Source organism: Bremerella sp. JC817, from assembly GCF_040718835.1.
In the GTDB taxonomy this organism is placed as follows: domain Bacteria; phylum Planctomycetota; class Planctomycetia; order Pirellulales; family Pirellulaceae; genus Bremerella.
Genome location: NZ_JBFEFG010000281.1, coordinates 1,067,703 through 1,090,911, shown reverse-complemented (window position 1 = coordinate 1,090,911; position 23,209 = coordinate 1,067,703). Strand labels below are relative to the sequence as shown.

Here is a 23,209-nt window from a genome sequence, read left to right as displayed (position 1 = left end):
ACCGAGGGATGTTATCGCAGCGATTTGCCCCGAAGGCTTGCCACGTTTCGGCAAGCCTTGATGGACCTGGTTTCGGCTTAGCTGGACGAAACCACTTCACCACCTTGCGGCGAGCCCATCGCTCCCCAGACACCGAAGGGACTCGCGCCTGAGCCGACGGCGGCGGCGTTCGTGTCTCCGCAGTCGATCGTATCGGGAATGAAGGTCACCGAACCATCCAGCATGCCAAGCATGACGCCGCCGGGGTGATTGCTGGCAGGCGGAAGCACGGCCCAGTCGTTGTTGGCGTTGCTGCCGTAATGGCACATGGGCGAGTTGGGGGGCGTCATCGTGGTGAAACCATTCACGGCGGTCCATCCGCTGGTGAACAAGGCACCTCGCCAGGTGGGCGACCGGTGAGCATCGGCAAAGTTACGAACGCTGCCTGGGGCCATCGGCAGGCCGTTGGTGCAATTGAAAGGTCGGCCGTGCGCCGTTCCGTCCCAGATCCCATCGTAGCGGGCGACGTTCGAGCGGACGTCGGTCCCGTCGCGGGTCGCAGGCGAAAGGCATTCGCTCACTGCCGCAGTGTTACTGGTGCCGTCGGTGCAGTCACGAAAGCTCTTTCGTTCACGATAAAACATGCCGCGCGAGACCGTGCGACGATGCTGATCGGCCCCGGGCAAATGTCCTTGCGTCCAAAGGCCGTCGCCCAGCGAGAACACATAGCTATTCAGCGGAGCTGTGTTTCCATTGAACGTTGGATCGGTATGGCGGACGTTGCCGTCGTTCGAAGGGCATTTCAGATTGCTGAGGTCGGATGCATACACTTCGTCCACGTTCCAGGGGGCCCCCAACGAAAGCGGGGCAACACTCGAGATCGCTTCGTACAGCGGCGATTGTTCCAGGTAAGGCAGCAAGTAAACAATCGTTCCGCAGCGGCCGCCACTTCCTCCGTCCGGGTTATCGAATCGGCCAGCGAAGCCATCGCCACCGGCGGGGAACTCTCCATAGGAATCGTGATGGTTGTGAAGGGCGAGCGAGATTTGTTTGATCTGGTTGCTGCACTGCATTCGGCGAGCCGCCTCGCGAGCTTGCTGGACGGCTGGAAGGAGCAAGGCGATCAATACGCCGATGATCGCGATCACGACCAGCAGTTCAACCAGCGTAAAACCTCGGGAGCTTAAAGAACGCATCGGGACACCTCAGAATGAAAGAAGAGAAATAAGAGCGACAGAATGTTGACGATTCGGTTCAGGACCAATGCATTGGCTTAGCGAGGGGGGCCTTTCCGTTTGACGCGAACAGGTACCCCCAGATCGAACTCTTTTGTGTTGCTACCAGCGACTACTTCCAGTCGCAATGGCGTCTTGGCAGGGTTCGAATACTGCGGATCGACCAGGTCATAGGTCGCATCCTGTGCGGACGTCTGATTCATCTCAGCCAGCGAACCGGATCCAGCTTGAGGCATTTCAATCTTCGTCACGGTCACGCGATAGGTCCCCGCAGGCACCCCGTTGAATTTGCCATGCGTTCTAATTTTGGAGACGCCACTGGCATTGGTACTGCCGCCGGAGTACCACGGAGAAGGGGCCGCATCGGGAATCAACCGAATCGACGCCAGTTCCAGCGGAGTTCCCTCTTGGACGATCGTTAGCGTGACGGGATGCAATTCGGGCATGTTCTCAGGCGGGGGCAACTCGCTACTGCAACCCAAGCCCGAAATAAGACCGATCGATAGAAACGCGAACATGGTGTTCTGCGAAACCGACATAGCAACTCCTTCGGGCAAAACGAGCCGATTCGGATCTTGCCGCAGGGACCGTTAGAGCACCCCAAAAAACGATAAGCCAGAAGTAGGGGTGGAACGTAAATATTTGTAAAAGATGGGCTTATTGCTGTCAAATTATAAAAACGATCCACGTTCGTTATAAAAATGTAACAGGGCCATAGCGAAACACGTCTAAATCTTCGGTAATGCTCGCGTTTAGCCCGGTCGCGGCAAGCGTTGGCGATGTTTCGCCTGATTTGGAAATCTCGTTCAAACCTTCACGTGGTGTTTTGCAAATCGGGCCTCTGGGTGTAATATCGGTGTGCGAAGTCGTTATTCCGAACCCGTTCAGAATAAGTGAGAGCAGTTAATGCGACCTGTTTGGAAAGCTCTTTCCCTGATGGCAGTGTTGGGGGGAATTCACCTTCTAGCTCGGCCCGGCCTGACCGAGGACGCTGTCGATTTCAATCGCGACATTCGCCCGATCTTCGCCTCCAAGTGCTTTGCGTGTCACGGTCCGGACGAAGAACATCGCGAAGCCAATTTGCGATTGGACGATCGGGAGGCGGCCATCGATTACGGAGCCCTGGTGCCGGGCTCGGCGACCGAGAGCCTGCTGATGGAACGCATCCTGACAGACGATCACGATCTGCAGATGCCACCACCCCATACCAACGACACGTTGACGGCCGAACAGAAAAAGCTGTTTCAAAAGTGGATTGAAGAGGGAGCACCCTACGCCAGGCATTGGGCTTTTGTTCCGGTGACCAGGCCGGAACTGCCAGCGGTCGCCAACGAGGGGTGGCCTAAGCGACCGATCGACCGTTTTGTGCTCGCGAGGCTTGAGAAAGAAGGTCTCGCTCCTTCTCTCGAAGCAGATCGATATGCCTTGGTGCGACGCGTTTATCTCGACTTGATCGGCCTGCCTCCGACCCCTGCCGAGGCCGATGCGTTCGTAAACGATCAAGAGCTGCAAGCTTACGAGAAGTTAGTCGATCGCTTGTTGGCCTCGCCTCGCTATGGCGAACGCTGGGCTCGTGAATGGTTAGACCTCGCACGCTATTCCGATACGAACGGCTACGAGAAAGATCGCGAACGTTCGATCTGGCCCTATCGCGACTGGGTCATTCAAGCGATCAACGATGACATGCCGTTCGATCAGTTTACGATCGAGCAACTTGCCGGTGACATGCTTCCGGATGCGACGCAAAGCCAGATGATCGCGACCGGCTTTCACCGTAACACGATGTTGAACGAAGAGGGGGGTATCGATCCGCTCGAGTATCGTTACTACGCGATGGTCGACCGACTCGCAACGACCGGCACCGTGTGGCTTGGCCTGACGATCGGCTGTGCCCAGTGCCATACGCACAAGTACGACCCGATTACGCATACGGACTACTTTGCGTTCATGGCTTTGTTGAACAACGCCGACGAACCTTCGTTGCTGCTAAAAACGCCCGAGGATATCAAGCGTCGGGAAGCGACGCTCGCCAAGATCGCAGAACTCGAATCGCAGTTGCCCGGTCAATTCCCGCCTGCCGATGGGGAAGGGGAGTTGCCTCAGCGACGCGAAGCACACTTCCAAACGAAGAAGGCGGAATGGCTTGCCGAGGCTCGGCAGCGAGCCGTGAACTGGCAGACGCTCCGTCCCTCGGCCTTGGAGAGCAACTTACCGAAGCTAGAAACGCTGGAAGATGGCTCGATCTTCTCGAGTGGCGATATCACCAAGCGAGATGTTTTCACACTGACCTACACGATCGATCCGGCCCAGCTTCCGTTGACGGCGTTGCGATTGGAAGTGATGCCGGACGAACGCTTGCCAGCGGGTGGCCCAGGCCGAGCGTATTACGAAGGGCGACAAGGTGACTTCTTCCTCAGCGAGTTCACCTCGAAGTTTAACGGTCAGCCGGTCAAGCTCCATGAAGCGTCGCACAGTTACGGCAAGATTGGGATTGGCAGTGGCAATGCCGACGCAGCCAACGTGCTGGACGGCAACGGCTCGACCGGCTGGTCCACGGCCGAACGGGAAGGGAAATCGAACCAACTGGTGTTGAACCTCGAACAGACGATCACCTCGGCAGGCGAGCTAACGATCGAATTGCTCTTCGAACGCCACTTCGCTGCCAGCCTCGGTCGTTTTCGGATCTCGGCCGCTTCCGCAGATGGCAAAGTCAAAGCAAAGCAGTTGCCGGTTGAGGTAGAGGCTCTGCTGACACAAACTCCGGACGAGCTTTCTCCCCAAGAGCAAACACAGATCGAACGCTACTACCTGGAAGTTGCTCCAGAACTAGCCGAGGCTCGCAAGCCGATCGATGCGCTTCGAAAGTCGATGCCTCGCTATTCGACTACCTTGGTCATGCAGGAGCGTCCTGAAGACAACCCTCGTCCGACGCATCGCCATCATCGTGGCGAGTACCTCAGTCCGAAGGAATTGGTGCAACCGAATGTGCCGCAGTTTCTGGCGGACGAGTCGAGTCCAGGGCCTACGAATCGATTGGAACTCGCCCGGTGGCTGGTCAGTCGCAACAATCCTTTGACGTCACGGGTCGTGGCGAATCGTGCCTGGCAGGCATTCTTCGGACGTGGCCTGGTCGAGAGTGCTGGCGACTTCGGCACTCAGTCGGAACCTCCATCGCATCCGCAGCTTCTCGATCATCTTGCTTCGTCGCTGGTTGAAAATGGCTGGTCGATGAAATCGCTGCATCGCGAAATTGTCTTGAGTGCGACCTATCGACAAGACTCGGTGGCGACGTCAGAACTGCAATCACTGGACCCGCAAAATCGGCTTTTGGCTCGTGGCCCTCGTTTTCGTGTCGATGCCGAAATGGTTCGGGATTCGATGCTGAAGGCGAGTGGGCAGTTATCGGACAAAATGTTCGGACACGGCGTCTTTCCACCTCAGCCCAGCAGTGTGACCGCCCTAGCTTACGACAGCATGAAGTGGAATCCTTCAACGGGCGAAGATCGCTTTCGCCGGTCGATCTACACCTTCAGCAAGCGGACGGCACCTTTCGCGGCATTCACGGTGTTCGACGCACCGAGCGGTGAAGTTTGTATTGCGAAGCGAGATCGTAGCAACACGCCACTTCAAGCTTTGACGTTGTTAAACGATGCAATGTACCTGGAACTTGCCCAGGCCCTGGCCTTTGCGGCGAAGACCGATGGTGCGACGAAAGAAACGATCGCCGAGAACATCTTCCGACGTCTTTTGACTCGGCCGCCAGAATCGGGCGAAGTCAAAGCGGTGCTGCAATATCGGAACGAGCAATTACAGCGACTGCAAAGTGGCGAACTCGATCCAGCAGCAATCGCTGGTAAGCAGAACAGTTCGGCGGACGACGCGGCCTGGGTGATGGTGGCTCGTGCCTTGATGAACCTCGACGAATTCATCACCAAACCATAAACGGAAGTGAGCGAACCAATGCATTGGCTTCAAGAACAAACTCGACGACACTTCTTTCGCAATTGTGGTGTGGGAATTGGCAAGATCGCCCTGGCTTCGCTCTTGGCCGAATCAGGCATGGCGAACGAAGTCGTCCACGCCGACAACGCCAATCCATTCGCGCCGAAGTCGACGCACTTTCCGGGCAAGGCGAAGCGGGTCATCTACCTGTTCATGGCAGGTGCCCCTAGTCAGCTCGAGTTGTTCGACTACAAGCCGAAGCTTGCCGAAATGGAAGGCAAGCCGATTCCTCCGTCGGTGATCGCTGGGCAACGCTACGCGTTCATTCAGCCTGACGCGGCAGTCCTTGGTCCACGATTCAAGTTCGCGAAGCATGGCCAATGTGGTGCCGAGATTTCCGAAATGCTGCCAGGCTTGTCGAAGGTGGTCGACGATATCACAATCCTGCGTTCGGTCCACACCGATCACTTCAACCATTCGCCAGCCCAGCTCTTTTGCAACACTGGCAATGGTGTGCCAGGTCGACCTAGCATGGGCTCTTGGCTGAGTTACGGCCTGGGAAGCGAAGCCCACGACTTGCCGTCGTTCGTCGTGCTGAAGAGTGGTGGCAGCTTGAGCGGGGGGGCGGCGATGTGGAACGCTGGTTTCCTGCCATCGGTGCATCAAGGTGTCCCATTCCGCGGGCAAGGCGATCCGATTCTGCACGTATCGAATCCGCCTGGCTTCGATACGAAAGCTCAGCGCGAGTCGCTCGATTTGATTCGCCAGTTGAATCAACAACGCTTCGACGCGGTTGGCGATCCTGAAATCCGTACGCGAATGGAAGCGTACGAAATGGCCTTCCGCATGCAGTCGCGGGCCCCAGAGCTCATGGAGTTCTCGCAAGAGACCCAGGAAACGATGGATCTTTACGGAGCGAACCCGAGTGATCCGAAACAAGCGTTCGCCAACAATTGTCTTCTCGCACGAAGGCTCGCTGAGCGAGGCGTCCGTTTCGTTCAGGTTTATCACGCTGGCTGGGATCATCATAGTAACGTCGAAGGCGGGATTCGAGCTCAGGCCAAAGAAACCGATCAAGCGTGTGCTGCCCTGGTTGAAGATCTGCGTCGGCGGGGCATGCTCGACGATACGCTGATCGTTTGGGGGGGTGAGTTTGGTCGAACGCCGATGGTCGAATCGAGTGCCGCCCTGGGACGAAGTCAGGGACGTGATCATCATCCGCAAGCGTTCACCATGTGGTTCTCCGGTGGTGGGATGAAGCCCGGGCTGACCTATGGCAAGACGGACGAAGTTGGTTTCAACGTCGTCGAAAACAAAGTCCACGTGCATGACGTTCAAGCGACGATCTTGCACGCTCTGGGGATCGATCATACGAAGCTAACCTTCCGCCATCGTGGTTTGAACTTCAAGCTAACCGGCGTTGAAGAGCATCACCCGATCTTGGACCTCTTAAGCTAGACCAAGATCAAGGCACGCCAGAAACTCGCTGCCCGTTAGCGAACCTCTTTCGGTGAAGGTGTGTCTTCGGCGGGATGAGAATCACATCCCTCAGCGACGAACCGGTTCGGGAAATTCGATTCCTGAACGCTGGCAAGCGGCCCGGCGACTTCTATTCCGATTCGCTGCCGGTGCTGCATGGCGTTGTTGACGCACTGCCTGAGGGGATTTCGGCGCTGGTGGTAACCGCAGACTTGCAAGGTCGCGAAACCTTCGAGTCGGCGCGTGGTCAGCCGTTACGCCTGCTGGGCGAAGTTCTTCCAGCAATGCTACTTGACGACATCCTGCCTTCGTTGAACGTGGGCAATCAACGCATCGGCGTCCTGCTGGCAGGCGATTTCTATACGGTTCCGACACTGGATCGTCGCGGAGGGAGTGGCGATGTGCGCTCGGTTTGGCGGGCGTTCGCCGACCAAATGGATTGGGTGGTCGGAGTCGCCGGCAACCACGACCTCTTCGGCGACAAAGCAGGGCCACCGAGATTCTCGGACCCGATGCACTTTCTCGACGGCGACGTGGTGACGGTCGATGGCCTGAGAATCGCGGGACTCAGCGGCATCCCTGGCGATCCGAGGCGTCTTTGGCGAAGGCATATCGATGACTTCGTCGACGGTGTCGGCTCTCTTCTATGTGAATCGCCTGAGATCGTGATCATGCACGACGGCCCCGATGCCCCAGTGCCCGGCTGCCGTGGTTTGGCTCTCGTACGTGAGATGTTTGAGCAGTTTAACCCGACGCTCGTTGTCCGTGGCCATGCTCACTGGGACACGCCACTGGCCGAGCTGGCCAACGGAACCCAGGTACTGAATGTCGATGCCCGGGCCGTGGTGCTGACAGCAAACTAGCTGGCGGCGACCGCTTCTGCTTCGACGATCGTCGAACTCTTCACTGGCTGAAAGGCGGTGGCGGCGGGGCGGGCCAGGTAGAAGCCCTGAAACAAATCGACACCAAGCGACTTCATCAACTCGAACTGCTCGGCCGTCTCGATCCCTTCGGCCAGGCAGAGTCGGTTGCACTGCTTGGCAATCGAAGCGAGTGCACCGCAGATCGCTGTATGGATCGGCGAACTGACTGCCGTGCGGACGAGGCTCATATCGATCTTGATCACATCAGGGTTCAAGTCGGCAAGCATGTTCAGGCCTGCGAAGCCTTCACCGACGTCATCCAATGCGATCCGGAAACCTTTTTCGCGGTAGTACATCAACACATCGGTCAGGTGTTCACGCTGATCGACCGCTTCGGTCTCGACCACCTCGAACACGATCCGATCTGGCTCGATCCCGGCAGATTTCGCCGCGGCGATGGTCGACTTCAAGCAGTACGATGGTTCATAAATTGCCGTTGGCAGGAAGTTAATCAAGATCGAAACGTTGTCTGGCAGGGTCTTCTTCGCGTTGCGAATGTGGGTCTCGCGGCAAATGCGATCCAGCATGAAGGTCAAACGTTCTTGCGAGGCCCAAGCCAGGAGTTCCCCTGGATAGATGATCTTGCCTTCGTCCGTCACGCCCCGCATTAAGCATTCGTAGCCCCACACGGTTTGACCATCGGCGCGAAAGACCGGTTGGAAGTGGCTAGTGATGCGGCCACTTCGTAGCAGTTCGACCAGCGGCGTCGCGTTGAGTGGGGCAAATTGTTCAAGCTTCATAAAGGCGTCGGCCACGTGGGTTGTCATGGCGGATTGACGCATGCAGCAGCCTGGTTCCGGCGAAGCGGCTTCCCAGCGGGCTTCGATGGCAGCCAGCTGCGACGGCTCGAGAATCGCGCGCAGGAAGTTGACCACGTCGTTCACAATCAAATAACGCGAGCGGCCTCCGACCAGCACGACAAAGTCGGTGGCCTCGCTACCGAGTTCCCAGTCGCGTAGTTCCGCAAACTGCACCAGGTGAGTCCCCCAGTTCACACTCGGATTAAATCGCAAGCAGAAACGACGTTCTTCAGTTCGGCACGAACAAGTCACCAGCAATCCCCAAACTTCAAGTCAGCCTTCGGAATTCGATGCACGCAGGCTGATTGAAAATCGGCCTGTTTACTGGCTGAAGTCTGGCACATGGTTTGAGGCCGCGCAGCGGAAAGCCGCCAAATTGCATGGACCCGTGACTTTGGTTCGGTAATTGGGGCTTTCAGGTAGCTGACGCTCGCTACAACTGATACGACTCACACGAACCACCACGGGCGAGGTTGTTACCGGCTGTGACGTCTCCACAGATTGTCGCAGTACTTGGGGCCACCGAGCTTTGATCACGCGTTCTTTCCGACTTGGAGAGACCGTATGGGAAGGCAAAGATCCACAAGCGGAGCCACCGCCAGGCGAAAACATCACCCGTAAAGGCACTAACCTGGGTAATGTGTCTTTCGAGGACGAAGAACGCAAGGCGGTCGGTGACAGTCACGGGCCGTTCCCGCTATGGATGGGCGTGCTCTTCCACGGTGTGCGTGTTCGACTTGCCTTGGATGCCGGCGTAGAAGACCAGGATCTCGGCGTCGGTTTTGGTGTCGTTCTGACCCCAGTGTGGTTTGTTGACCAGTTCGATCAGCGAGTCCCCTTCCTTCAGCGTCTTGGTGCCGCCACCTTCCATATGGACCACCAGTTCGCCGCGAAGCATGACGCCGGCGTTGATCACGCTATGGGTGTGCAGTGGCGTTCGTTCACCGGCTGGAATAACGATCCGCAGGATCGTGATCTCTGGCTGACCTTCCGGGTACGGAGGCAGCGGCTTGCCGTCCCATGAGTCAATCGACTTTGCAACGACGGTCACCTTCAAGACGCCATCTTCATGCGCCCAAGCGAGGCCGATTCCACCCACTACTAGCAAGGCGAGCGAGCAAAGCAGGTACGTTGTCAGGCGATTCATGAGCGAGCTTTCCACCACGAAAGGTTGCCAGAACGGAGGCCAAAAGCTTGTGCGTTCCGGTAAGTACCGATGCTCGGTCAAACGCCCGTCGCGCCCGACTCCCAGCGACCAAATTTACGTCAGATTTGGGGGTATGCGAAGAAAGTTCTAGGACGCCGCCATGAATCGGGGCAACTTTTGCAGGGAAGTGTGCCCCCGAGGTGCTGGCCAATCGAAGCGTTACGCCTGCTGGAAGCGATCGAAGAAACGCCGGATGTTCGAGCCGAACGAACGATCTTCTTCGTGCGTGCGACGCTGATCCTGGAACGATTCGATCTGAGCCAGATCGCTCATTCGCACGCTCGGATCTTGCAGTGAAACGGGGCGACCGATCTGCATCGAGACGACCTGTTCCAGCGACTGCGGATCGAGCTGATCACGAGGGACTTCCATTCGGCGGAGGCCAAGTTCCGGGCTCCAAGTGGTCGAAACCGAATTCCCAGCCGATTGCAGCGATGGGCCGTTAGCCGGAGCGACGGAGGCCGGAGTCGGTGCGGCAGTGGTCTGCTGCGTCGTGACGGGCACGCTCGGAGGTGGCCCCCAGGTCGGCTGCGGAGTGCTGGCCGAGCCAGGTGCCGGATAGGGCCCGTGGTATTCTTCGTAAGGAATGTAGATCGCCCCGGTATAGAAGTCGACCGCGAATGCGATCACGCCGGGAACGAAGAAGAGCAGCATGCCCAAACCATCGAGGGCCACGATCTTCCAATCGATCTGGTGCGTGTGAGGTTGACCGACACGCTCGGTATGAATCAGCGTTCCGCATCCACTTAAAAGGCACGCTGCCGGGCCGATGCAAAGCGATCCGGTCAGGTAAGAAAGAAATAGACGACGCTGCATTCTGGTCTCCACCGCAGATAGCCAACTCCGCAACCCTTGCGTGCCGCTAATCTGTGTTGTCTGTTGCCCCCGAATGACTATCGACATTGCGGATTGTCAGCATTAAGCCGATTTCGAGGAGGCGATCTTGCCAGCCTCCGGCAACGTTTTCAAGGCTTATTTTGGGCAAGCCTATCGGTAGATAAGGTCGCTAGCTGCGTGCCATGCGACCCTGGTTGCTAGTGCCATCAACGATAGCAAAACGAAGGCGGAAGTTAGATGCCTTCGATCACGCCGGTGCTGTCGGCGAACGACTCGGCCGAGACGCCCAATCGCTGGAGCATGGTGACATACAAGTTCGACAGCGGCAGGTCATTCCCCTTCGCTTGATCTTGCCATGGCTCGCGTTTGCCCAGCCAAGGACCACCCTGGAAGTTCATGCCGGCGTTGTTGATGTACTGACCATGCTTCAGGCCCATCTGCTTACCGCCGGCCAGGATGATCGGATAGTTCCGCGACAAGTGGAAGGCACTCGAAGCCGACCCCATCAGCAGCAGCGTGTTGTCGAGCATGCAGCCGGTGCCGGCTGGCTCTGGGGTCTCTTTCAACTTGCCGACGAATCGCCCGAACTCTTCATTGAGGAACTGGCAATAAAGGCCGAAGTTCTTCCAGCCATCGGGGTTCTTCGTTTCGTGCGAAAGCTGATGGGCCAGATTGAAACCGATGGCCCGGGCCAGATGATCGCTGCGACCGACGCCATTTTCGCGACCGATTTGATAGGTTGCCACGCGCGTGGTGTCAGTCTTATAAGCGAGGTAAATCAGCTCGAACATCGTTTGCAGGTATTCCCGTGGATGCTCCGTCGTAAGTTCCAGATTGAGTTGATCGCGATCGACCGTTGGCAGTGGAACACTCAGCCACTGCTTCGCCTTGTCGACTTTCAGTTCGGCCTGACGGACTGAGTCGAGGTACTCGTCGAGGCTGTGCTGGTCTTCTTTGCTGAGTGTCTTTCGCAGCGACTGGGCATCGGCCAGCATTTCGTCGAGGGCACTGTCGCTCAAGGCAAGCCGCCGAGCCGAGTCGTTGTTCTTCTTCACGAAAAGCATGTCGAAGATTTGCTTCGGGCGATGCTCTGCCGGAATCGGGCGACCGTTGCGATCGAAGGAAATCGTGTGTGTACCACGGGCCGTGCCGGTCCCGCCGTCGGTCGACATCACCAGCGAAGCGACACGGGTCTTATCGCCGACATACTTAACGTATTCCTGATCGAGCGAGATCGTGTTTTTGTATTCCTTGTCGCCACCACCAATGTAAGCGCCCGTCAGGAACTGGTCCGCATTGTTGTGCCCATGCACGGTTCTCGACTGCGGGTGCGAAAAGCCTGAGAAGATGGTCAGGTCCCTCTTCAGCGATTCGAGCGGCGTCATGCAGTTGGTGAACGTGAATTCAGTACCGCCACCATGCGGAAACCAAGCCCACTCTTGGTAGGAAGGATCTTCCGGCAACGGCATTGGAACGCCATCGGGAAAGTAGAAGCATCCCAGGCGTTTCGGATTATTAACCGCCGGATCGGCCAGCAGGTTCTGTGGAAGCAGCGAGCCAAACAGCGGCAAAGCCAAGGCGAAACCACTACCCCGCAGGAAACGTCGTCGATCAAGCTTGTTCAAATTCAATCCCATGATTTGCTTCTCTTGCTTCGCGATGGCTGCACGCTAGTGCATGCTTCGGGGATAAGTTATTCCGACAAAAACAGGTCGCTGTGAACGATCGTCTGGACAACGGTCCGCAGGCCATCACCTTGCTGGCGTACCTGGGCAGTGATGGTATCGATCTCGGCCCGATCCTCGAAACCAAGTGGACGCCCGAGACCAAACGTCGCCATTTTGCGGACGGTTGCTTCGACGAACTGATCTTGGCGATTGTCCAGCAGAAAGCGTTTCAGTCCTTCCATGCCCTCCAGCGTCTCGCCGTTGAACAGTTCGCTCGATGCATCGACTGGTTTGCCACGGATGTTGTCTCGCCATTTGCCAAGGGCATCGAAGTTCTCGAAGGCGAGTCCCCAAGGATCGATCTTCACATGGCACGATTTGCAAGCGGCCTGACTGCGGTGATCTTCCATTCGTTCCCGCAGCGTCATCTTCGCGATCTCCGGATTTGCCAGGTCGATCTGCGGAACCGCGGGTGGAGGCGGGGGAGGGGGATCGGCCAGGATACATTCCAACAACCAGATCGCGCGTTTCAGCGGATGCGAATCGGGGAAGTCGGAGTTCATCGCCAGCACGCCTGACTGGGTGAGCAGACCGCCACGGGGAACACTCGCTTCGAGATCGACTCGGCGAAATTCGTTTCCGTAGACATTCTTCAAGCCGTAGTGCCGGGCGAGTCTTTCGTTGACGACCGCATAGTCAGCATGCAAGAAGTCGAGAATGCTCGCGTCGTTGGCCATCACTTCCTCAAACAACGCGACCGGTTCGTGCTGCATCGCTTCTTTCAGCAGCGGATCGAGCCCTTTGAAATTGACGAACCCGAGCAGTTCCAAATTGAGCCATTGATTGACGAAGTGCTCCGAAAATCGCTTGCTGCGAGGGTCGGCCAACATGCGATCGACCTGAGCGGTAAGAATGTCCGGGTCGGTCAGCTTGCCAGTCGAGGCGACTTCTATCAGTTCATCGTCGGGCAAACTGCACCACAAAAACAGGGCCAGCCGAGTTGCCAGACTGGCGTTTTGCTGCGCAGTGGCTTCATCGATTGGGGCAGCCTCGTGCTGACTGGCCTGAGCAACATACAGGAACTGGGGCGAAGACAAAACGGTCGCCAGCACTTCCAGAACTGCGTCCTCGAAGCGTTCGCACTGTGGTCGCATCACGGCAAACAGCTTGAGCTTCCGATCGACTTCCGCCGGGCTCGGAGGACGACGCCATGCCCGAGTCATGAATCGCGTGATGATCTCGCGGGCATAAGCCGTTTCGTCACCAGAGTTCTCGCTCTCGAAAAAGATCTGCTGATGCGATTTGGGTGGCCACTGCTCGTAGACGGGGGCTTCGACGCAAACATAGTCGATTTGAATATCACTGGCCGACGCCGCACTGTTGGCGATGCGAATGTACTCAGATGGACTCGGCGTGTGCCCCATCGGCGAAGTCTTACGAACCGAGTTTCGCGGATAGATCTCGCTGAGGGGGAACTCCCACTGCACGATCTGTGGTGTGTCGGGCGTAGCAGTGATTGGAACGTCGGCTTCGCTGACCCTTTGCAGGGCACGGCCTTCGTTGCTTGCCTGCCAGCCGAACAATAGTTGCAGGCTGGGGAAGTTTTTGTCGTCTTTCCCGGCACGCGACGCTCTCACGGTGACACGCATCGTCCCTTCGTCCGGAATCTGATTGCCTAGTTCGACCACGATGTTGCGGCGTTGGCCTCCAGGCAAGATCGCGACATGGTCGTAGTCTTCCGGGAACTCTGCTTTCGTTTTGATCGGAGCGAACGCGTACCTGGCACCGTAATAAGCCCATTCGGCCTCGGCGGTGCGTCCCGTCGACAACTGCTGATAGTAAGGCGTGCGGAAGGTTTGCTTGGCGTTCTTTTCCAGCTTCGCGAGCTCTTCCGCTAGCTTCTCCGGATTGTCTTTGTGTTCTTTCTTGGCCTTGGCAACTTGCTGATCTTGCTGCTTGAACTCGCGTTCAGCCGCTTGCTTCATCGAGATGCCCCAATAAATCGGCTCAGGGCGTGGACCCGAGACGGTCGCTTTGTCGAGCGCTTCGCGGGCCAGGCGATGATAGGTTTCAAACTGCGAGACCGAGACATGCAGCAGAACCGAACTGTTCTCGAAACCTTCTTCGGAATGAGGTTCCGGCGGCAGGTCTTTGGCGAAGTCCCACGGCAGCCCCAGCAAGTCTTGCAGGGCGTAGTTGTATTCGTATCGCGTTAGTCGCCGAAACGCCGAGTGGGAACCTGATTGCCGACGAACGATCGAGGCCGCTTCGAGCTCCCGCGACAGCCAGTGGACCACCACGCGTCGGTCGGCTTCGTCCATGTCCATATCGTCTGGCGGAGGCATCTCCCCTTTGGTCACCACCGAGAAGACTTCGGCCCACCACTCAGTGTCTTTGCCCTTCAAGATGTTGGGGTCGAGGCTTGAAACCTGGAAGTTGCCTTCCATGACTTCGGCGCTGTGACAGTCGTAGCAGTATTGGGTCAGCAGCGGTTTAATTTTGTCCTGAAAGGTTTTCAGGTCGGCTCCCGGAGGCTTGCCATCGCTCGGCAAGGCCTTCGGGCCATTCGCGGTGGCGTGAAATCTGGACCGCGTCAGGCCTGTTTGCTTCAACTGTTCGAGGCTCGGAAGCTCGGCGGGGGCGGCTGGCTCCACTTCCGCCGCGGACGCGACATTGAGGCCAGCGCACAGCAAGACCATGCAAAGGATTGGGCAAGTTGTCTTCGAGTAGATCGACATATGGCAACAGACCACGAAAGGCAGGCAGGTTCACGAGGTATCTGCAGGGAAGAGCAGACGAACCGAAGGGGGGCTTTGGGGCAGGTACCGTCCAGTCTAAAGCAATCGAATCGGCCCGCCAATATAAATTTGCGATTCGGGCAGGCTCGATTTTGGGCGATGCCCACTCCGATAGGCCAGTTGCCCACTGGATTCAGCACAAGAATTTGCCCCAAAGCGGCTGCCCAGCGGGGGTGGTTGGCCCAAAAAGGAGGGCTCACTACCGGCGAGCTCGTCCAGGCCTGCAACCGCTATAACCCTAACCCAAGTCGAGATGTCCGTGAGGAAACTTGCCTGCCCGATTGCCTGGGCTAGTCTTGCGCGTTGACTAATGTCTTCGCTAATCATCCGGAACCGATCATGGACAGCGCCAGCCAGTTTGCCGTTTTGAACGATCCTCTCAGCAATCAGGGGACCGCCTTTACTGAAGAACAACGTTACTCGTTTGGACTGGAAGGGTTATTGCCATCGGGTGTCGACACGCTCGAGCGGCAAATCGAACGCGTACTGGGTCAACTGGAAGCCAAGCCGAACGACCTGGAACGCTATGTCTATCTGCAAGACCTGGTCGAGCGGAATCAGACGTTGTTCTATGCCACGCTGATGAGCGATCCGGCCCGCTTCATTCCGATTGTCTATGATCCGACGATCGCGGATGCCTGTCTGGGCTATGGCCATTTGTTCCGTCGCCCGCAAGGGATGTACTTGAACAAGCGAATGAAAAATCACTTCGCCACCGTGCTGAAGAACTGGCCGAACAAAGAGGTCCGCTTCATTTGCGTGACCAGTGGCGGGCGAATTCTGGGTTTGGGCGATATCGGGGTGAACGGTGCCCCGATTCCAATTGGCAAACTGCAGCTTTACACCGCCTGTGCTGGCGTTCCTCCAGAGGTTTTACTGCCAATTCACCTCGACATCGGTACCTCGAACGCCGCCTTGCGAGCCGATCCGCTGTACTTGGGACTCCGCGAAGCACCACCGACGCCAGATGAAGTTGACTCGATCGTCGATGCCTTCATGGAAGCGGCTAACGAAGTCTTCCCTGGCGTGTGCGTTCACTTCGAGGACTGGAAAGGTTCCGACGCGATCCGCCTGCTGCATCGCTATCAAGACAAGTATCTCGTCTATAACGACGACATTCAGGGCACCGCCAGCGTCGCCCTGGCCGGGCTGATTACGGCTCTGCAGATCAAGAAGGAAGCACTGAGCGACCAGCGTATCTTGTTCGCGGGTGCCGGCTCGGCCGGGATCGGGATCGCCAACATGATGGTCGAAGCGATGGTTCAGCAAGGTCTGGGGGAAGCGGAAGCTCGCACCAAGATCACCATGTTCGACGAGAATGGCCTGTTAATCACGAGCCGAAAAGACCTGAGCGAATCGCAAAAGGTTTACGCCCGTCAAGATAAGCCGATGCGTCGCCTGGAAGACGCGGTGAAGCACGTCAAACCAACCATCTTGATTGGTGTCAGCACGGTTGGCGGACTGTTTACTGAAGGGGTCGTGAAGGCGATGTACGCCAAGTGCGATCGTCCAATCATCTTCCCGCTCAGCAATCCGACCGATCATGCCGAAGCGACCGCCGAGCAGATCTATAAGTGGACCAATGGAGCGGCCTTGGTCGCCGCTGGTGTGCAGTTTGACGATGTGATGATGAATGCCAAGAAGTTCCACCCAGGTCAGGCCAACAACTTCTATATCTTCCCAGCGGTCGGTATGGCGGTTTACGCGACCCGGCCCAAGCGGATCACCGACGCGACCTTTATCGCCGCAGCCCACGGAAGTGCCGATCAGGTCAGCCAGTCCGATCGCAAACATGGCATGCTGTTTCCACGCCAAGATTCGATCCTCGAGACCGAAATCACCACGGCGGCTCGCGTTGCTGAGTTTATCTTCGACCAAGGGGATGCCACCGTCGAACGCCCCGAAGATATCCGGGCCTGGATCGAATCGATGGTCTACAATCCGAAGTACAGCGCATAACGCGTTTGCACATCGCGTTGATTGAGGGAATCAAGCCGGGCAGCGTTGGCACTATGCGACGCTGCCCGGCGTCATTTCTTGTTGCACGATTGATTTCGCTCGACGAAAGTCGAATGATTCAAGTGAAAGTCCGGGAGATTAAAAAGTTGTATTTTCTCGCCCATTGACGGTGATCGGTGTGATCGAAAGAATCGGAACGTTCGGCGAGCGATCCTGGCGCAATCAAATGAAAGTCGCGAACTTTGTTTTGCGAACCCTCCGTTCAACGGGCATAATCCGGGTGGTATCTACTCACCCGGACTCACTTTTCCCCGGCAGAGTTTTTATGATTGCTCGCTCGATCTTCAGCCTGATTCTGGGGCTGGTATGCGTCTCTTCTGCCTTTGCTGACCTGGTTCTGTACAACGTTCCTGGCACCGATCTGGTCTTCATTCTGCAAGGCCGTGCGTCGGTGAATCCAGGCGCGACGGTGACGTTCCGTCATTCGACATTCGGCAACTTGTACATGAACGCATCGGACGTGAAGATCTTCAAAGTCCCGTCGGTGCAATCGCAAGCGGTCAACCAATTGAACTCGGCCAAGGCGGCCGGCGATCTTTCTGGTTGTCTGGATGCGGCCCGTCATGCGTTGCGTGTGGGTAAGCTCGACATTTTCTATCAGGCGTGCAAAGCAGCGTGGGAGATCGATCCGAATGATGACCGTGTGAAGAAACTGGTCGATCTGAAGATGAAGATCACCAAGCCGGTTCCAATTGATCCGGCTCAGGAAAAGATCATGCGCGACTTCACCAAGAACCGCGCTGATATGAGCTTTCTAAGAAGCAAGCACTTCCTGCTGCTGCACGACACCGGCGACAAAAAAGATCGCCGCACTGGTAAGACCCGAGCCGAGGAACGCCTCGAACTGCTCGAGACCGTCTACGAGAGCTTCATGATGAAGTTCTGCCTGGAAGGGGTCGAACTGGACGTGCCAGACAAACTGCTGATGGTGGTGCTGTTCGCCGAGCATAGCGAGTATCTCCAATTCGTCAATTTGCTGGGGCCAGACCTCGCTTCGGCGGCGGGCTTCTTCCATCGCATTGATAATGTCGCTGTCTTCTATGATCAAGGCACGGATCAATCGTTCGAGGTGCTGAACATGCTGAATAAGCGAATTCAGAGCCAACGCGACGAGATCGTGCGTCGAAAAATCGGCGGCCTGGCCGACGTGATTCGCTTTGCCGATACGCTTAGTTTGCTGATTGAAGTGAAACGCGAGAACCTGGACATCGAAGTGGTCAGCCACGAGGCGACGCACCAGCTTGCTGCCAATACGGGACTGATGCCAGGCAATGCCCCGGTGCCGGTTTGGGCCGCCGAAGGCCTGGCGACGTACTTTGAGTCACCCAAGCAAGCCGCGTGGAGCGGTATTGGTGCGGTCAATGCGGAGCGATTGGGATGGTATCGCGAACTGGCACCGATACGCAATATCTCGAACATTGATTTCATTGCCTCGGATCAGATCTTCACGCGTGCGGCGAACAACTTCTCGACACTGCATGGTTATGGTCAGGCCTGGGCGTTGACCCACTTCCTGATGGATAAGCACTTCGACAAGCTGATCGAATACTACCGGGAATTGGGCAAGATGCCGAAAGCGACGCACACCACACCGGAAGAGCTGCAGAAGGTCTTCGACAAGGTATTCGGTAAAGACAAACAGGCCCTCGACGGTCAGTGGCGAGCCTACATGCGTTCGCTGAAAACCGATCTCGAACAAACGCTGGAAGACGCACGCTAGGTTCACGCGTTTTCCAAACAAAAAAGGGAGGCCCCAAGCGATCTTGGGACCTCCTCTAATTGTTAATGCATCCGTTAGACGATGGTCTGAGCGAATGCGCTACTTCGCTTCGGCAACTGCCGGTGCTGGGGTAGCTGCTGTTTCGGTTTCCGGAGTCTTCTTCTTGGCGAAGCGGCGAAGCACCACGTAGAACACCGGCGTCAGGAACAGACCGAACAAGGTCACGCCTAACATGCCTGCGAACACGGCGGTTCCGAGCACGCGACGCATCTCGAACCCGGCACCCGTAGCAATCAGCAGCGGAATCACACCGAGGATAAACGAGAACGCGGTCATCAGAATCGGACGCAGACGCAGACGGCATGCTTCGACGGCGGCATCGAAGCGATTCTTGCCAGCATCTTCTTCCGCTTTTGCGAACTCAACGATCAGAATCGCATTCTTACAAGCCAAACCCACGAGCACGATAAAACCGATCTGCGTCAGAATGTTGTTGTCCATCCCTCGGAACCAAATCCCAATCAAGGCGAACAGCAAACACAGCGGAACGATCAAGATGATCGCCAGCGGCAGCAACCAGCTTTCGTACTGGGCAGCCAGCGTCAGGAACACGAACAACACCGCCAGTGGGAACAAGTAGACAATCGTGTTGCCTGCCTGACGTTCCTGGTAAGCGATATCGGTCCAGGCATAACCAAAACCTGGGGGCAGGTTCGCCTGAGCCAACTGCTCCATGGTGTCCAGCGACTGACCGGTACTGAAGCCTGCGACCGTGTCGCCATTGAGGTCGGCGGCAGGGAAGAGGTTGAATCGCACCAGGCGGTCTGGGCCGGTAACGGTCTTCACGTTCACCAGCGAACCGAGCGAAACACTCGCACCACGAGCACTCCGCGTGCGAAGCTGCATGATGTCGCTCGCTTCATCACGGAACTCTGGCTCGGCCTGAGCGGTCACGCGATAGGTTCGTCCCAGGAAGTTGAAGTCGTTCACATAGAGCGAACCAAGGTAAACCTGTAATGCCTCGAAGACATTCGCGACCGGCACGTCCAGCATTTCTGCCTTGGTACGATCGACGTCGGCGTAGATCTGCGGAACACTCAAGCGATAGTTCGAGTAAACCTGAACCAGGCCAGGCTGCTGATTGGCTTCGGCAACCATACGCTGCGTCACCAGGTCCAACGCATCGATCCCGGCACCACTCTGATCTTGGAGGTACATCTTGTAACCGCCACCACGACCGATACCACGGACCGGCGGAGGTGGAATAACGAAGATCTCGGCCTCGTTGATCGAAGAAACGGCCTGACGCAGGTCGGCAACAATCGCGTTGGCGGTTCGCCCGCGAGCACCACGTTCTTTCGAGTCTTCCAGCGGAAGGAACGAAACCGCCGCGTTCGGACTGATCGTGAAGGTCGAACCGGACAGACCAGCGATACCAACCGAGTGAGCTACGCCATCGATCTTGCCGCCGATTTCGGCCACCTTCTGGGTGACGATGTCGGTTCGCGACAAAGCCGAACCATCAGGCAATCGAATCGCGACGATCAAGTAACCTTGGTCCATGGCCGGAACGAATCCGGTCGGAACCAGGTCGAAACTCTTCCACGTACAAACCAGCATTGCGACATACAGCAGCAGCACGAATGCCGAGACTCGCACGATTCGCGAAATGATCCAGGCGTACGCGTCGCTCGTAATATCGAACGTCTTGTTGAACAAGCGGAAGAACCAACCAAACAGTTTGTCCCCCAGCTTCGCGAGGCCCTTCTTTTCTTCGTTCTTCGGACGAAGCAAGATCGCACACATGGCCGGGCTGAGTGTCAGCGAGACAAAGGTCGAGAATGCCGTCGAGATGGCGATCGTGATGGCGAACTGTTGATAGAACTTACCACTGATGCTCGGGATGAAGACGGTCGGAACAAACACCGCGATCAGCACCAGCGTGGTAGCAATCAGGGCGGAACCAACTTCGTCCATGGCCTTGTGCGTGGCGGCCCGTGGATTCATCCCCTCGGCAATTAACCGTTCGACGTTCTCGACGACCACAATCGCGTCGTCCACCACGATCCCGATCGCCAGCACGAGACCGAACAGCGATAAGGTATTCAGCGACACACCCATGACCTGCATCAGGGCAAACGTTCCGATCAGCGAGATCGGAATGGCAATGACCGGAATAATGGTCGGCCGCCAGCCATGCAGGAAGATGAACACGGTGAAAATCACGAATGCCGTCGTGATGTAAAGCGTATCGAACACTTCGTCGATCGACTCTTTGACGAAGTCGGTCGGGTTGTAAGCGATTTCGTAACCGATACCGACGGGGAAGTCGCGGCTCAAGTCGCCCATGACCTGCTTGACCTGGTCCGCCGTGTCCACGGCATTCGTACCAGGCCGCTGATAGACGAGCACCGCGACGGCTGGCTTGCCATCGAGGTAGCTGAGTCGCGAATAGTCCTGGGCACCCAGTTCGACGCGGGCCACATCGCTCAGGCGAGTCACCCGACCATCTTCACCACGCTTGATGATAATTTGGCCGAACTCTTCGGTATCTTTCAAACGACCTTGGGTGGTCACGTTCAACTGGAATGCACCGACGTCGCTCGTCGGTGGCTGGCCGATCACACCGGCGGCGACTTGAACGTTTTGCCCTCGAATTGCCGAGATGACGTCACCAGGCATCAGACCCAAGTGAGTCATCCGCTCGATATCGAGCCAGACTCGCATGGCGTACTCGTTACCACCGGCGATACGCACGTCGCCGACGCCGTCCAAACGCATGAGCGCGTCGCGAACGCGAAGGAACGCGTAGTTACTGATATAGAGCTGATCGCGAGTACTGTCTGGCGAATTCAAGTGAACCACCATCAGCATGTCGGGAATCTGCTTACTCGTGGTCACACCGATCTGCCGGACCGATTCAGGCAGGCGAGGTTCGGCGATCGCCACGCGGTTTTGCACCAGCACCTGGGCATCGTCGAGGTCGGTCCCCAATTTGAAGGTCACGGTCAACTGCATGGTACCGTCGGCACTCGACGACGATTCCATGTACAGCATGTCGTCCACGCCGTTCATTTCCTGCTCGATCGGCGTCGCCACCGTATCGGCGATCACTTGTGGCGTGGCACCAGGGTAACTGGCACGCACCACGATCGTCGGAGGAACGACGTCGGGGTACTGCGAAACAGGCAGGGCAAAGTAGGTGATGCCGCCCACCAAGACCACGATGAAAGAGAGCACCGCGGCAAAGATCGGACGTTCGATAAAGAAGTGGGAAAACTTCATTGAACGACCTCTGCTTTCTTCGGTGTCGCCTGGACGGTTTCGGTCGGTGTGATGATCGACGTCAGGCCTGGCGAGATCCATTCTTCCGCCGGAAGCGGTTCATAGGTATTCGGCAGGCCATCTTCAATCACGTTGATTTCACCTGCTTCCGTTTTGACTTCCATCCCAGGACGCCCCAGCAGAAGGCCTTGGATGACCAGTTGCTCGTCGCCGGTCAAACCTTCACGCACGACACGCAAGCCATCGACGATCGGGCCCAGCGTGACCTGACGGCGTTCGATCTTGTTGTCCTCGACCACGTAAACGTATTGCGAAGACTGATCGGTTCCGATGGAAGAATCGGGGATCAGGATCGCTTCGTAAGCGGCACTGCCTGGCAAGCGAACTTTGCCGAACATGCCAGGGACAAGCACCTCATCTTCATTCCGGAATATGCAGCGGACTCGCATGCTCGCGGTATCGGTATCGAAGCGGTTGTCGACGAATTCCATATGCCCCTTGTGCGGGAACTGATCTTCGTCAGACAGCCCCAGGTAGACCGGGTTCTTCGCTTCTCGCGAACTCTTCCGTTTCCCCTGGATCGCAAGACGAATGTATTTGAGAGCCTGGTGTTCGTTGACGTCGAAAGTGCAATAGATCGGCTGCACCGAAGCGATCGTCGTCAACAAGCTGGAAGTCGCCGTCCCGCCACTGACCAGGTTGCCCTCGGTGATGTATTCGCGACTGATCCGACCAGTAACCGGAGCGTAGATCCGGGTGTAATTCAAATCGAGCTGAGCCGACTCGATGGCCGCTTGTGCCGCTTCGATTGCCGCGGCAGCCGTTCCCTGGGCCGCTTCGGCCGAACTGATGCTTGCCAACGCAGACGCAACATTGGCCTGGGCTTGGGTAAATTCGGCTTCTCGCTGATCCAGTTCGTCCTGGGCGACCGCACTACTCACACGAAGGGTACGTGTACGCTTCACGCGGGCATCGGCCAACTGGACTTGAGCGTCAGCCTGTTTTTGCTGAGCTTTTGCCTCTTCCATCTGGGCATGGGCCTGGGACAGTTGGGATTTGGCCTGGGCCAGCTGAGCCTTCGCCCCGTTGAGCGCGGCTTCAAAGGGACGCGGGTCGATGATGAACAAGAGGTCGCCTTGCTTCACCATCTGACCTTCGTCGAAATGAATGGACTGTAGATACCCACTTACGCGGGATCGGACTTCAACAAACTCGATGGGTTCCATGCGGCCGGTGTAGGCATCCCATTCGACGATTTCTTCTCGAACAGGCTGCGCTACGGTCATGGTGGGCGCAGGAGGCTTGGGCATTTCGCGAG

General features: G+C 57.1%; 14 protein-coding genes. 5 read left to right on the top strand and 9 right to left on the bottom strand.

From position 1 onward, the window contains the following. Window positions 1-77 precede the first annotated feature (77 nt). Both AB1L30_RS27390 and AB1L30_RS27385 read right to left on the bottom strand, forming a co-directional pair. Window positions 78-1,175 carry a DUF1559 domain-containing protein gene (locus AB1L30_RS27390; RefSeq protein ID WP_367017835.1) on the bottom strand — a complete coding sequence of 366 codons (1,098 nt, stop codon included), beginning with the start codon at window positions 1,173-1,175 and terminating at the stop codon, window positions 78-80. A 77-nt stretch (window positions 1,176-1,252) separates the two neighbouring features. After that, the gene (locus AB1L30_RS27385) at window positions 1,253-1,753 is read right to left on the bottom strand and encodes a carboxypeptidase regulatory-like domain-containing protein (RefSeq protein ID WP_367017833.1); all 501 of its coding nucleotides are present in this window, start codon (window positions 1,751-1,753) and stop codon (window positions 1,253-1,255) included. A 367-nt stretch (window positions 1,754-2,120) separates the two neighbouring features. Here AB1L30_RS27385 and AB1L30_RS27380 point away from each other — a divergent pair, with 367 nt between their 5' ends. The 3 genes from AB1L30_RS27380 to AB1L30_RS27370 all read left to right on the top strand — a co-directional run bounded on the left by AB1L30_RS27380 (window position 2,121) and on the right by AB1L30_RS27370 (window position 7,498). Then, window positions 2,121-5,156, top strand: coding sequence for a PSD1 and planctomycete cytochrome C domain-containing protein (locus AB1L30_RS27380; RefSeq protein ID WP_367017832.1), 3,036 nt, complete (start codon window positions 2,121-2,123; stop codon window positions 5,154-5,156). 18 nt (window positions 5,157-5,174) lie between these two features. Next, window positions 5,175-6,614, top strand: coding sequence for a DUF1501 domain-containing protein (locus tag AB1L30_RS27375; protein ID WP_367017830.1), 1,440 nt, complete (start codon window positions 5,175-5,177; stop codon window positions 6,612-6,614). A gap of 74 nt (window positions 6,615-6,688) precedes the next feature. Next, window positions 6,689-7,498 carry a metallophosphoesterase gene (locus AB1L30_RS27370; protein WP_367017828.1) on the top strand — a complete coding sequence of 270 codons (810 nt, stop codon included), beginning with the start codon at window positions 6,689-6,691 and terminating at the stop codon, window positions 7,496-7,498. On the opposite strand, the gene AB1L30_RS27365 is transcribed toward AB1L30_RS27370, so the two are convergent. From AB1L30_RS27365 to AB1L30_RS27345, 5 genes are all read right to left on the bottom strand, one after another. After that, entirely contained in the window at window positions 7,495-8,610 is a 1,116-nt protein-coding gene (locus AB1L30_RS27365) for an EAL domain-containing protein (protein ID WP_367017826.1), read from the bottom strand. The two genes, AB1L30_RS27370 and AB1L30_RS27365, sit on opposite strands and share 4 nt — an antisense overlap. Window positions 8,611-9,055: 445 nt before the next feature. Then, window positions 9,056-9,505, bottom strand: a complete 450-nt coding sequence (locus AB1L30_RS27360) for a cupin domain-containing protein (protein WP_367017824.1) — start codon at window positions 9,503-9,505, stop codon at window positions 9,056-9,058. A gap of 219 nt (window positions 9,506-9,724) precedes the next feature. Then, window positions 9,725-10,381 carry a hypothetical protein gene (locus AB1L30_RS27355; RefSeq protein ID WP_367017822.1) on the bottom strand — a complete coding sequence of 219 codons (657 nt, stop codon included), beginning with the start codon at window positions 10,379-10,381 and terminating at the stop codon, window positions 9,725-9,727. 254 nt (window positions 10,382-10,635) lie between these two features. After that, window positions 10,636-12,039, bottom strand: coding sequence for a DUF1552 domain-containing protein (locus AB1L30_RS27350; protein WP_367017820.1), 1,404 nt, complete (start codon window positions 12,037-12,039; stop codon window positions 10,636-10,638). A gap of 56 nt (window positions 12,040-12,095) precedes the next feature. Continuing rightward, the gene (locus AB1L30_RS27345; protein WP_367017818.1) at window positions 12,096-14,807 is read right to left on the bottom strand and encodes a DUF1592 domain-containing protein; all 2,712 of its coding nucleotides are present in this window, start codon (window positions 14,805-14,807) and stop codon (window positions 12,096-12,098) included. A gap of 399 nt (window positions 14,808-15,206) precedes the next feature. Between AB1L30_RS27345 and AB1L30_RS27340 the strand changes: the two genes are divergently transcribed. Beyond that, window positions 15,207-16,826: an NAD-dependent malic enzyme gene (locus AB1L30_RS27340; protein WP_367017816.1), complete on the top strand. Its 1,620-nt coding sequence runs from the start codon at window positions 15,207-15,209 to the stop codon at window positions 16,824-16,826. 325 nt (window positions 16,827-17,151) lie between these two features. Next, window positions 17,152-18,606: a DUF1570 domain-containing protein gene (locus tag AB1L30_RS27335; protein WP_367017814.1), complete on the top strand. Its 1,455-nt coding sequence runs from the start codon at window positions 17,152-17,154 to the stop codon at window positions 18,604-18,606. A gap of 99 nt (window positions 18,607-18,705) precedes the next feature. Here AB1L30_RS27335 and AB1L30_RS27330 read toward each other — a convergent pair whose 3' ends face one another. Both AB1L30_RS27330 and AB1L30_RS27325 read right to left on the bottom strand, forming a co-directional pair. Then, window positions 18,706-21,891 carry a multidrug efflux RND transporter permease subunit gene (locus AB1L30_RS27330; protein ID WP_367017812.1) on the bottom strand — a complete coding sequence of 1,062 codons (3,186 nt, stop codon included), beginning with the start codon at window positions 21,889-21,891 and terminating at the stop codon, window positions 18,706-18,708. After that, a complete protein-coding gene (locus AB1L30_RS27325) occupies window positions 21,888-23,201 on the bottom strand; it encodes an efflux RND transporter periplasmic adaptor subunit (RefSeq protein ID WP_367017810.1) in 1,314 nt (437 codons plus the stop codon). The genes AB1L30_RS27330 and AB1L30_RS27325 overlap by 4 nt, the downstream gene beginning before the upstream one ends. Window positions 23,202-23,209 lie beyond the last annotated feature (8 nt).